The sequence below is a fragment of the Jatrophihabitans sp. sgz311053 genome (assembly GCF_056135305.1).
In genome coordinates this window covers 586,106-597,851 of sequence record NZ_JBWAXP010000001.1, presented here as the reverse complement: position 1 = coordinate 597,851, position 11,746 = coordinate 586,106, and the positions used below count along the sequence as shown (strand labels likewise).

General features: G+C 71.8%; 9 protein-coding genes. 2 read left to right on the top strand and 7 right to left on the bottom strand.

The window, feature by feature from the left end:
* The first annotated feature begins 56 nt into the window (after positions 1-56).
* Entirely contained in the window at positions 57-623 is a 567-nt protein-coding gene (locus AC0NZQ_RS02505) for an adenylate kinase (protein WP_474528060.1), read from the top strand.
* 92 nt (positions 624-715) lie between these two features.
* Here the strand turns inward: AC0NZQ_RS02505 and AC0NZQ_RS02500 are convergent, their stop codons facing one another.
* Positions 716-2,356 carry an acyl-CoA synthetase gene (locus tag AC0NZQ_RS02500; RefSeq protein ID WP_474528059.1) on the bottom strand — a complete coding sequence of 547 codons (1,641 nt, stop codon included), beginning with the start codon at positions 2,354-2,356 and terminating at the stop codon, positions 716-718.
* 112 nt (positions 2,357-2,468) lie between these two features.
* On the opposite strand from AC0NZQ_RS02500, the gene AC0NZQ_RS02495 reads away from it, so the two are divergent.
* Positions 2,469-5,429 carry a CDP-alcohol phosphatidyltransferase family protein gene (locus AC0NZQ_RS02495; RefSeq protein WP_474528058.1) on the top strand — a complete coding sequence of 987 codons (2,961 nt, stop codon included), beginning with the start codon at positions 2,469-2,471 and terminating at the stop codon, positions 5,427-5,429.
* Here AC0NZQ_RS02495 and AC0NZQ_RS02490 read toward each other — a convergent pair.
* The 6 genes from AC0NZQ_RS02490 to AC0NZQ_RS02465 form a co-directional block, all read right to left on the bottom strand.
* Positions 5,413-6,507 carry a glycosyltransferase gene (locus AC0NZQ_RS02490; RefSeq protein WP_474529400.1) on the bottom strand — a complete coding sequence of 365 codons (1,095 nt, stop codon included), beginning with the start codon at positions 6,505-6,507 and terminating at the stop codon, positions 5,413-5,415. The genes AC0NZQ_RS02495 and AC0NZQ_RS02490 overlap by 17 nt on opposite strands.
* A gap of 49 nt (positions 6,508-6,556) precedes the next feature.
* Entirely contained in the window at positions 6,557-7,363 is an 807-nt protein-coding gene (locus tag AC0NZQ_RS02485) for an ABC transporter ATP-binding protein (RefSeq protein WP_474528057.1), read from the bottom strand.
* Positions 7,364-7,376: 13 nt separating this feature from the next.
* Positions 7,377-8,225 carry an ABC transporter permease gene (locus AC0NZQ_RS02480; RefSeq protein ID WP_474528056.1) on the bottom strand — a complete coding sequence of 283 codons (849 nt, stop codon included), beginning with the start codon at positions 8,223-8,225 and terminating at the stop codon, positions 7,377-7,379.
* Entirely contained in the window at positions 8,222-8,935 is a 714-nt protein-coding gene (locus AC0NZQ_RS02475) for a phosphocholine cytidylyltransferase family protein (protein WP_474528055.1), read from the bottom strand. Before AC0NZQ_RS02475 ends, AC0NZQ_RS02480 begins: the two co-directional genes overlap by 4 nt.
* The gene (locus tag AC0NZQ_RS02470; RefSeq protein ID WP_474528054.1) at positions 8,932-10,020 is read right to left on the bottom strand and encodes a glycosyltransferase family 2 protein; all 1,089 of its coding nucleotides are present in this window, start codon (positions 10,018-10,020) and stop codon (positions 8,932-8,934) included. Before AC0NZQ_RS02470 ends, AC0NZQ_RS02475 begins: the two co-directional genes overlap by 4 nt.
* Before the next feature lie 83 nt (positions 10,021-10,103).
* Complete coding sequence (locus AC0NZQ_RS02465) at positions 10,104-11,702, bottom strand: stealth family protein (protein ID WP_474528053.1); 1,599 nt, start codon at positions 11,700-11,702, stop codon at positions 10,104-10,106.
* Positions 11,703-11,746: the final 44 nt, after the last annotated feature.

The window sequence follows — 11,746 nt, the reverse complement described above, 5'->3', positions numbered from 1 at the left end:
GGGACCGTCGCCGACCCCTCTCGTCCGGCCGGCGAAGCCTCTGCGAAGGTGTAGTGATGAACGTGCTGCTCATCGGTCCGCCCGGCTCGGGCAAGGGCACGCAGGGGGAACGGCTCGCCGAGCGACTCGGCCTCGAGCACCTCGCTGCCGGGGACCTGCTCCGCCACGAGGTGCAGCAGGAGACGCCGCTGGGCATGCAGGTCGGCGAGATCATGGCTCGCGGTGACCTCGTCCCGGACGCCTTGATCATCGAACTGGTGCTGCCGCGGGTCATCGCCGCCGCCTCGGCCGACGGGTACCTGCTCGACGGCTTCCCGCGCTCGGTCGAGCAGGCCGTCGAGGCGCGCAAGCTGGCCGAGCGTGAGGACGCGCGTCCCGAGGCCGTCATCTACCTCGACGCCCCGCGCGAGGAGCTGATGCGTCGCATCCTCGCCCGCGCCGAGACCGAGGGTCGGGCCGACGACAACGAGGAGACGGTCCGCAACCGGCTCCGGGTCTTCGACGAGGCCACGGCCCCGCTGGTCGAGCACTACCGCGACCAGGGGCTGCTCCACGTCATCGACGCCGACCGGCCCGCGGACGACGTCACCGAGGCGATCCTGGCCGTCCTCCCCACCCGTTAGAAGGCCACTGGCCCGTCCGCCCACCCAGCCCCACCCGGTGCCACCCGGTGCCACCCGGTGCCACTCAACGGGACGTGGGGTGGGGGCGGGGGTCAGTCCGAGTCGGGGTCGGGGAGGTTCCGCTTGACGATCTTGCCGGCCGGGTTGCGGGGCATCTCGTCGATGAAGATGATCTCCCGCGGGACCTTGTAACGGGCGAGGTTGCTCTTGACGTGGTCCTTGAGCTCCTGCTCCTCGATCGACGCGCCGTCGTCGAGGACCACGTAGGCGCGCAGCCGCTTGCCGTACTTCTCGTCGTCGACGCCCAGGACCGCGGCGTCGCTGACGCCGTCGTAGGCACCGAGCAACTCCTCGACCTCGGCGGGGAAGACGTTCTCGCCGCCGGAGACGATCATGTCGTCGTCGCGGCCGTCCACGAACAGCCGGCCGTCGGAGTCGAAGTGGCCGACGTCGCCGGTGGACATGAGGCCGTCGATGGTGTCCTTGGTGCCGCCGCCGGTGTAGCCCTCGAACTGCATGCTGCTGCCGACGAAGATGCGGCCGGAGTCGCCGTCGGCGACGGGCTTGCCGTCGTCGTCGAAGAGCCTGATCGTCGTGCCGGTGGGGGGACGGCCCACCGTGCCGGGGGCGGCGCGCATGTCCTCGGGCGTGGCGATCGCGGCGTAGGCCACCTCGGTGGAGCCGTAGAGGTTGTAGACGATGTCGCCGAGCAGGTCCATGGTCCGGGTCGCGAGGTCGGCCGGCAGCGCCGAACCGGAGACGGCGATGACCCGCAGCTGGGAGGTGTCGTAGGTGCCGATCTTCTCCTCCCCGACGTCCAGCAACCGGGACAGCAGGATCGGCACCGTGATGAGCGCGTCGGCCTGGTGCTCGTCCACCGCCCCCCAGGTGAACTCGGGGTCGGTCTTGCGGGCGGTGACCAGCGTGTTGCCCAGCCCGAGCGCCAGCATGGACGACAGCAGCCCCCAGGCGTGGAAGCCGGGGGCGGCGAGGACGACCGTCCGCCCGCCGCGGAGCGGGATCTTGGAGAGGTATCCACCGGGCAGGGCCAGCGAGACCGCCATGTCGCGCGGGGCGCCCTTGGGGGTGCCGGTGGTGCCGCTGGTGAGCAGCACGATCTTCTGCTTCGCCGACGGCTTCGGTGGCCGGCTGGTGTCGCCGGACTCGATGAGGCCGAGCAGGGTGTCGTCGGTCGTCTCCCCCTCGTGCCAGGCGACGTACTTGCCGCCGGGCAGCTCGACGGCCTTGGCGACGTCGGCGAACTCCTCGTCGTGGATGAGCGCCTTGACGCCCTCCCGCTCGCAGACGTCCTTCAGCTGCGGACCGGCGAAGTCGGTGTTGAGCAGTAGGGTCTTCGCGCCGAGCTTGGCGCCGGCGAAGAGCGCCAGCCAGAGTCCGCGGTGGTTGCGGCACATGATGCCGAAGCCGTCGCGAGGCTCCACGCCGTGCGCGTGCAGCTGGTTGGCCAGCGCGTTGGACTGCTCCTCCATCTCGTCGAAGGTGATGGCGCCGATCTCGTCGATGATCGCGGCCCGATCGCCGTACGCGCCCGCGGCCAGCGAGATGGCGGCGCCGGCGGGCCCGTAGGAGCCGACGTCGCGCAGCGCCGCGAGCAGCTTGTGCGGTGGCGTGGTGGCCATCCCGAGGCCGCCGGCCTGGATCAACGTGGCCGCGAATCGAGCTTCCAGGCTCGCGCGGCCCAGCACCTGGCCCGCCATTTTGAGGATGTCCATGGTGTTGTCCTACCAGCGAGTACCAGGTATTCCCAACGGTAGGTCGCCGATCGGTTGTGGAATCATCGTCGACCGTGCCGGCCGCCGAATCCCGCCCCCGCCCCGGGTCGTCTTGATCGTCGCGCTGCTGCCCGACGGCGGCAACGGAACGGCTCGGCTGCGCGCGCAGCTCGACGGGCTGCCTGACCGCGCCCGGGCGCGCCTCTTCCGTGTCGCCGGCGCCGACGCCCTGGGTGAGCTCGCCGCGCTGGCCCGGCGCGCCGCCGAGAACGGCGAGGGGTTGGCCGTCGTCGCCGGGGACCTCGTCGTCTCCGACACGCCCCTGCTGGACGTGCTGGACGACCCGCGACCGGGCAACCGGCTGCTCGTCACGGCCGGCGCCGATCCGGCCGCTGCGGTCCGGGTGGCGGGGACGGTGGTCCTCGCCGCTGCCGACGAGCATCACGAGGTGGGCGAGAGCGGCGCCGTGGCTGCCGGCGTCCTCCACGTCCGTGCCGCGTCGACGGCCGCGGCCGCGCATGCCTGGAACGCTGCGGCCGCGACCGCCCGCGAGCAGGGCTGGGACGACCTCGATCCTGTCCACGCCGCGACGGTCGCCTTCGTCAGGACGGGCGAGCCGGTGACCGCCGTGAGCGTGGGGCCCTATGTCGCGGGCCGCGACCCCGGCCTGCTGCCGGCCGCCGAGCGACTGGACGAGGCCGACCTGCGCTGGCGCCGGGCCTCCCGGGGTGGGGACGGGGTCTGGTCCACCTTCGCGCTCCGCCCGATCAGCCGCCGGATCTCGCGCCGCGCCGTGCGTCGCGGCCTCACCCCGAACCAGGTGACGGTGATCGGCTTCGTCGTCGGCCTCGTCGCCGCCGGGCTGATCGCGCTCGGGTCCACCGCCACGGTGGTCGCCGGTGCGCTGCTGCTGCAGGTCGCGCTGGTGCTGGACTGCGTGGACGGCGAGATCGCCCGCTCGACCCGCGGCTTCAGCGCCTTCGGGGCCTGGCTGGACCTCGTCACCGACCGGGTCAAGGAGAACGCAGTCCTCGCCGCGATCGCGGTCGCCGAGCCGCGGCTCTGGCCGCTCGCCGTCGCCGGGATCGGGCTGCAGTTGACCCGGCACATGGCCGACTACGCCTTCGCCGACAGCCTCCTCGCGTGGTGGCGTCGACCGGCTCCGGACGTCCGCCCCTATGCCGACATCTCCCAGCCCGCGCAGGTGGCGAGCGGCGATCGCTTCGGTGCCCCCACCGGTCGTGGGCCCGTGCACTGGGTGAAGCAGGGCATCCACATGCAGATCGGCGAGCGGTGGCTGGTGCTGTCGATCGGCTTGATCGTCGGAGCTGTCGTCGGGGGCGGACGGGTGGCGCTCGTCGCCTACCTCGTCACCGTCGGCGTCGGGCTGGCCTGGGTGCTGGTCGGGTGGACGGTCCGCACGCTCACCTCGCCGCGCCGACGCGAACTGCTCCCGGAGGACGTGGCGCGGGTGGTCACCGCCCTGCGGGACGACGGCGTCGCGTTCTTCTGGCCGGCGCCCTCACCGCTGACGTGGTACCTCCCGCTGCTCGTGACGGCCGGAGAGTCACTCCTCCTGCTCCGCCCCACCGACGAGACGACGCTGGGCTGGGCTTTCGTCTGGGCCTTCGCCGTGGCCTGGCACCGCTACGACATCTTCTACCGCTCCCGCGGCGGACGGACTCCGGTTCCGAAGCTTGTGAGCCGCCTGGGTGGTGGCTTCTTTCTGCGCTGTGTGGTGCTGCTCGTCGCAGGGAATCGAGATCAGCTCGACTGGGTCATCCCCGTCGGCGCGGTCTGGCTGCTGCTCGTCTACGTCCCCGAGAGCCTGTTTCACGCGAAACCGCGCCAACTCCCCCGCAGCGTGGGTGTCCTGAAGAAGGAGCTCCGCCGCGCGATCGCCGTGCCCATCGCCCGGCTGCTGATGCGTGTGACCACCCCGCGGCGGCTCGCCCTCGTCGCCGGACTCCCCGATTCGGAGGAGAACTCGCTGGCCACAGCGGCCGAGCTGGCCCGGAGCTACCCCGGCGAGGTCGTCCTCGTGGCCAACGACCCGGCGGCGGCTCGTGCCGCCCTCGATCGGGTCGCCGCGCTGCTGGGCAGCGACGCCTCACGGGTGCGGATCATCGCCAAGAAGGGTGCCTTCGGGACGTTCCTGCGGGCCGAGCTGGTGCTCTACACCCACGGCCTCTACGACTCGCCCCGCCCGGTCGGACGCCGGCTGCACGTCAACCTCTGGCACGGCACCGGGCCGAAGTGGAACGCCAACGCCAACTTCGCGCAGCGCATCGGCGCGCAGGCGCACTCGGCCTCCTCGCCGCTGTGGGGTCACGAGGCGATCCGGGCGCTCAGCCTCGGGGCGGACACCCGCATCGTGGCCGGCAATCCCCGGCAGGACGTCGTCGCCGCGGCCCGCGACCGCAGCCGCCTCGCCGCCCTCGGCCTGGACCCCACCCGTCCGGTCGTCGTCTGGCTGCCGACATTTCGCAGCTCCGCCACAGCCGGTCTGGTGGGGCTCACCGAGGGCGACCCGCTCACCGCCGAGGCGGGACGGGCCTTTGCCGCCGCCGCAGCGCGGCACGACGTCCAGCTCGCTGCCAAACCCCACCGGCTGGACAGCGCGCTCTTCGACGCTCTCGGCGTCACCGTCCTCACCGACGAGCAGATCCTCGCCGCCGGCGGCACGCTGCACGAGCTCATGGGGCTGGCCGACGGGCTGATCTCGGACTACTCCAGCGGTTGGGTGGACGTCCTGGACCGGGAGCTGTCGATCGCGCTCTACCTGCCCGACATCGACAGCTACCGGGTGGCGCGGGGACTCAACAAGCCGGACCTCGCCGTCGCGGCCGGTGGTCTGAGCATCACCCCGGACGATGCCGACGACTTCTTCGCCGCCGTCGCGGCGGGCGAGGTGTGGCGAGCCGAGGCCAAGCGGGCCTGCGCCGAGCGCATCGAGCTGATCGACGTCTCCGCCGGCGGCCGGACCGCGCTGATGCTCGCCCAACTGGGCGAACTGGCCGCCGAACGCCTCGGTGACGACCTCGGTCTCGGGGGCCTCAAGCCCGTCCGGTGACGCTGTCGTAGAGCCGCTCCAGGGCGGCGGTGCAGCTGGCGATGTCGAAGTCGGTGAGCACCCGGTGCCGCCCCGCCGCCCCGAGCCGGCCGGCGAGCGCCGGGTCGGCGAGCAGCCGTTCCAGGTTGCCGCGCAGCGCCGCCTCGTCGCCCTCGGGTGCCAGCAGGCCGGTGACGCCGTCGGCGACTGCGTCGGTCACGCCGCCGTGCGCGTAGGCCACCGACGGCAGGCCGTGCAGCGCGGATTCCAGGTACACCATGCCGAAGCCCTCGGCGTCGCCGTCCGCCGCCGTCTGCGAGGGCTGGAAGTAGACCGCCGAACGGGACAGGACGTCGGCCACCTCGGCCGACGAGCGGTACCCCAGCAGCTCCACGGTGCCGTCGACCTCGGCCGCGTCCGCCTCGAGGGCCGCGCGCAGCGGGCCGTCGCCGACGATCCGCAGTGGATGCTGCCGTCGCAGCTCGGCCGGTAGCGAAGCCCAGACCCGGACCACGTCCCGCACCCCCTTCTTGGGGACGAGTCGTCCCACGAAGGCGACGCCGCTGCGGGTGGCGGGGTCCGGCAGCGGGTCGGTCTCGCGGACGCCGAGGGTGTCGATGCCGATGGGGAGGATGTGCAGCCGGTCCTCGGGGGCGCCGAGGTCGATCATGCGGTCGGCGATGAACCGCGACACCGCGACCAGGGCAGCGGCCGAGCTGAACATCTGTGCCAGCCGCCGCCGGTACTCCCACCCGATCGGACCGGGGAGCCGGGGCAGCAGCGTGACGTCGTAGCCGTGGCAGGTGGCGATCAGCGGCAGTCCCAACCGGTCGGCCACCGGCCGGGCCGACGTCGCGTCGAGACCGAAGTGAGCGTGGACGAGCCGGGCGTCCCGGTCGGCCAGGAAAGCGGCAGCCCGGCGTCGCAGCCCGATCGACCCGGCCAGCTCCAAGCGCAGCTCGTTGAGCCGGGACGGGCCGAGCAGGGTGAGGTCGGCGGGGGTGAGCGGTTCGGCCACCGCGCGGAGGCCGACCCGGAGCGGCTGCCAGCGGCGCATGGCGGCGATCTGGTCCCGGACGAAGGTCTCGGAGCCGGCCAGCCAGGCGTTGCGCCAGACGGCTACCCGTGGCGCCTCGCTCCAGGACGGGTCACTGGCCGGGATCGTCGACCTCCGAGTTGAGGGTGCCGTCGTCGTCCAGGGTGTCGGTGTCGGCCTGGTACTGCTTGATGACGTCGTTGATGGGTCCGTCGGCGCGCAGCTCGCCGCCCTCGAGGTAGAGCCCGCGCTCGCAGAAGCGCTTGAGGTTGCCGGCCGAGTGCGAGACGAGGAAGAGCGTCTGCCCCTCGCCCAGCAGGGACTCGATGCGGCCGAAGCACTTCTTGCGGAACGCGGCGTCGCCGACGGCAAGGACCTCGTCGACGAGCAGGATCGGCTCACGCAGCCGGGACACCACCGAGAAGGCGAGGCGGACCTTCATCCCGGACGAGAAGTGCTTGTACGGGGTGTCGAGGAAATCGCGGATCTCGGCGAACTCGACGATCTCGTCGAAGCTCTCGGCGATCTCGTCGTCGGTCATGCCGTGCAGCCCGGCGACCAGCGCGATGTTGTCGCGGGCGGTGAGGTCGCCGACGAAGCCGCCCGTGATGGCGATGAGCGGGGCGACGCCGGCCAGTACGTCCACCGTGCCCTCGTCCGGGATGAGGACGCCGGCGATGAGGCTGAGCAGGGTCGACTTGCCCTGGCCGTTGCGGCCGACGACGCCGATCGCCTCGCCGCGGTTGATGTCGAAGCTGACGTGACGGAACGGCCAGAACTCGTCCTTCTTCGTCCCGGTCGACCCCTTGATGAGCAGCTCGCGGATGGACCGGTGCCGCTTGCGGCCGCGGGAGAACTGGATGCCGACGTCGCGCAGCTTGATGATCGGTTCGCCGATGGCGGGAATCTGGTGGCTCATGTCGCGGGCTCCGTCAGATTTCCTTGAGCACGGACTTCTCGAAGCGGCTGAACGCGAAGACGCCGAGGACGAAGAGCAGGCAGCAGAGCACGACCGAGTGCCAGATGAAGTACGGCTCCACCTCGTCGGGGAAGAAGGTGCCGCGCGCCAGCGAGAGCGGTCCCACCACGGGGTTGTAGGCATAGACGAAGCGCAGCGACGGATGGCTCTGGGTGATCTTCGAGATGCTGTACAGCACCGGCGAGATGTAGAACATCGCCCGCAGGACGATGGGGACGACCTTCTCGATGTCGCGGACGAGGACGTTCAGCGGCGAGAGGATCAGCCCCAGGCCGGTGACGAGCAGGAACATCAGCAACCATGCCAGCGGCAGGAAGACGATGCGCCAGTTCGGCTCCTTGAGATAGACGAGGGCGAAGATCGCCACCACCGGCAGGCTGAAGAGGTACTCGATGCCCTGGGAGCAGACGACGCGGACGACCCAGAGCTCCCGCGGCACGTTGCTCGACCTGACCATCTGCGCTTCGGCCCGCAGCGCCCGCATGGTGCCGCTGACCCCGCCGTTGAACCAGCTCCAGAGCAGCTGGCCCATGACGAGGAAGATGATGTATGGCTCCTCGCCGACGGTCCGCTTGAAGAAGACGCTGAAGACGAACCAGTAGACGAGGCTCATCGCGAGCGGGTCGAGCACCGTCCAGAACCAGCCGAGGATGGAGCCGCCGTACTTGACCTTGAGGTCGCGGACCACCAGCAGCTTGAGGATGCGGCGGTAGTCCACGACGCGCTTGATGCGGTCGATGCCCGACGCGCGGCCAGCCCCGGAGGAGAAGGCGGACTGGCCGTAGATCTTGGCCTGGCTCACGAGCTGTCACCGCGGGTGTCGCGCAGGTACTGGTTGGCGCGGACGAGGTCGTCCGGGGTGTCGACCTCGACGGCGTCGAGGGCCGAGATGTCCAGCGCCCGGAACCGCGCGCCGTCGTGCTCGATCGCGAGCTCGATGCCGCGCTCGAAGTAATCCTGCGCATCCACCTCGCCGAGCCGGCGGATGAGGGCCGGCTTGTCCGCCGCCGAGACGTAGTTGACGCCGACGGCCTCGCCGAGACCGCCGACCACGGTCTTGGAGAGCTCGCGGATCCAGCCGTCGCCGTCGAGGGTGTACTTGACCTCTTCGTCGGCCACGCTGGCGGTGTTGACGGCGACGAAGGACTGCCCCGCGTCGATGAGCGGCGTGGTCAGTGCCAGCAGCGCCGGGTCGAAGACGACATCACCGTTCATCCACAGCACGCCGCCGTCGTTGCTGGCGCGGAGCACCCGCAGCAGGCTCTGCGAGGTGTTGGTCTCGTCGTAGGCCTCGTTGTAGACGAAGACGGCGTCCGGATGGGCCTCGAGGATCATCTCCAGCTTGAAGCCGACGACGACGTAGACCTGCGGGTCGCCGAAACAGGCCCGAATCTTGGCGAGCTGGCTGCCCAGGATGGTGCTGCCGTCGTCCAGTGGGGTGAGCGGCTTGGGGTGGGGCTTGCCCAGCCGGGTGCCGCGGCCGGCGGCGAGGATGGCGACCTGCTGCTTCACGATGCTCTCCGTCCGGCGGGGCGCCTGTCGCGCAGGGCCGAGAGGGCGTCCGAGATCGCACCGGCGAGGAAGCCGCTGCCCCAGGACAGGTGCATGGTGACCAGGACGGCCGGGTACCAGGCGGTGGCGGGGGCGCTGAGCCCGCGACGGCTCTGCGCGGCGCCGCCGAGGACGACGGCCAGATAACCCGCGGGGGCGGCTGCCGCCAGCTGGGTGAGCCGCCGGCCCTTGCCGGTAAGCGCGCCGCGCGCCAGAAGTGCCGCAGCGACGCCGAGCGTCGCCGTCGTCGCGGGGGCGGCGAGGTACCGGGCACTCGCCGTGCCGGGGTAGGCGCGGATGATCTGCCAGCGCCACCGCCCCGAGCCGCGGAACTGCGTGGCCAGCCGGCGCAGGTTGGGGCGCGGCCGGTAGGTGACCCGCAGCCGCGGATCGAACCACACCGTCTCGCCGAGCTCGCGGATGCGGTGGTTCAGCTCCCAGTCCTGGGCGCGGGTGAAGTGGTCGTCGAAACCACCGGTCCGGGCCAGGACGTCGCGGGTGAAGACGCCGAGGTAGACGGTCTCGGCCGGGCCGGCCTCGCCGCCGACATGGAACGGCACCGACCCCAGGCCGATCGGCTCGCTCATCGCCCGGGCGACGGCCTGCTCGAAGGGCGTCGTCCCCTCGGGAATCATCATCCCGCCGACGTTCGCGGCGCCGGTCTGCTGCAGCACCTCGACGGCGGTGCGGACGTAGTCCGGCGGCAGGTAGGCGTGGCCGTCGGTGCGAACCACGACCGTGGTCGCCGCATCGACCGCCGCGATCGCCAGGTTGAGGCCGGCGGGGGTCCGTCCGGTGGGGTTGTCGACCACAGTCATCCGGCCGGAGTGCTCGGCGGCGAGCCGGTCGGCCAGCTCGCGCGTGCCGTCGGTGGACGGCCCCACCGCGACGACGAGATCCAGGTGACCGTCGTAGTCCTGCGCGAAGACGCTGCCGACGGCCTCGACGAGGTGTCGCTCCTCGTTCAGCGCCGGCATGACCACCGTGACGCGCGGCCGCGACGGGGGTCGCCGGGCCGGCGAGGGCGCGGCCGCGGTGTCGGGCATGACGTCGAATCTAGCGGGAGCGGGGTCGGCGGCCCCGCAACCCCGCGTCCCGCGAGCCTGCTGGCTCACATCGTGCGCAGGTCTCACTCGCCAGGGATCTCCCAGGGTGCCTGCAGCGGGAAGTACTCGCCGAAGAAGCGGCTCAGCGCCTCGTGCTGCTCACCGGGAGAGATCTCCTCGGTGCCCATGTCGTTGAGGCAGAACGACTGCGGCCGCCGCCGCAGGATGCCGTCGAGGGCTCGTGGCGTCGTGGCCCGGCCGATGTCCTGATAGGCGTAGGTCCACTCGCCGGGGACGGCCCGTCCCAGCGCGAGAGCATAGGAGTGCTCGAGCCAGGACGGGATGGCGTGGTCGTCGGGGTGGCGGAAACGCGAGCGGGCGACCGCGGCGAAGAGCTCCGGGTGTCGGCGTTCCATCTCGGCCACGACGCTCTTGAGCTGCGGATGCGCGGCGTGCTGGTACTTGTGATGGACGGTCACCCCGAACTCCCGTTCGATCAGCGCCCGTCCGTTCTTCGCCGCGGTGATGGCGGGCAGGTCGCGGGACGTCGCCGGGTCCAGATCGACGGTGTTGCGGGAGAGGAAGACCTTCTGCGTGCCGTTGCCGAGATAGAAGAGCTCCGGGGTCACCGGGGCGCCGAAGAACATGTCGTCGTTGAGGTAGACGTAGTGCTCGGCGAGCCCCTCGATGTGGTGCAGCCGGGACTCGATGGCGTGACTGTTGAAGACCGGCAGGGCGGAGTGGTCCCGGAACAGGTCGCGGTGGTCGACGACGTTGATCTTCGGGTGGGTGGTGTCGAGCCACTTGGGCACCTGGTCGTCGGTGACGAGGTGGATGCGGCGGACCCAGCCTGCGTACATGGCGATCGAGCGCAGCGCGTACCGCAGCTCGTCGCGGGCGGCGAAGTAGCGGGAGGCGTGCCCGGCCGAGTCGTTGTGCTCGTCGCTCGGCGCGAAGGCGGCCCGTCGCGCCTGCCAGGCCGGATCGTCGCCGTCGACCCAGGTGACGACGATGTCGACCGGTGCGCTCACCTCGCCGACGTCCGGCAGGCGCCGGTCGTCCGGCCAGTGCTCGGGGGCGCTGGTCGCGGCGGTCCAGGCCTCGGGGGTGAGATAGGCCGCGACACCGTTGCGGTTCGGGGCGGCCAGGGTGCCCGGCCGGTGCTCGCCGCCCTCGGCGCGCGCTGCGCCGGTGGGCAGCGTCGACCAGAAACCGACCTCGACCGCGGTGTCGCTGCCGCAGAGGACCTGGCCGCCGGGGGAGCTGAGCACCCGGTAGGCACGCAGCACGCTGACGGTGCCGCGACCACGGGTGTCGTCGAGGGCCCAGCCGGGACCGCCGATCGCCCCGGCGACTGCGGCGCGGGCGCGGGTCCGGTCGGTGTCGGCGACGGCGAACTGCCGGACGGTGCCGTGCGGACCGGGCAGTGCCGCGAAGCGGATGTTGGCGCGCTCGAGTGCGGCGCGGAGCGTCGCGGTGACGCAGGCGCGCACGGCGTGGACGTCGAACTCGGTCACGATCTGCGGCGTGATGCCACGAGGTGTGCCCCGCGACACCGCCCGGCGCAGCGAGGGATGCTCGCCGCGACGCAGCCGATCCAGCCGCTGTCGCAGGGGTTCCGGGATGCGTTCGGCGAGCCGGCGGCCACGGCGGCGCGGCGCGGACGCCTGCCCTCCGGTCATGGCCGAATCCCTCTTCTCGCGGGCCCCGGGGGGCTTGCCGGTCG

Coding starts and splice junctions, on each gene's coding strand:
- AC0NZQ_RS02505 (WP_474528060.1), top strand. CDS start 57: ATGAACGTGCTGCTCATCGGTCCGCCCGGCTCGGGCAAGGGCACGCAG.
- AC0NZQ_RS02500 (WP_474528059.1), bottom strand. CDS start 2,356: ATGGACATCCTCAAAATGGCGGGCCAGGTGCTGGGCCGCGCGAGCCTG.
- AC0NZQ_RS02485 (WP_474528057.1), bottom strand. CDS start 7,363: ATGAGCCACCAGATTCCCGCCATCGGCGAACCGATCATCAAGCTGCGC.
- AC0NZQ_RS02470 (WP_474528054.1), bottom strand. CDS start 10,020: ATGCCCGACACCGCGGCCGCGCCCTCGCCGGCCCGGCGACCCCCGTCG.
- AC0NZQ_RS02465 (WP_474528053.1), bottom strand. CDS start 11,702: ATGACCGGAGGGCAGGCGTCCGCGCCGCGCCGCCGTGGCCGCCGGCTC.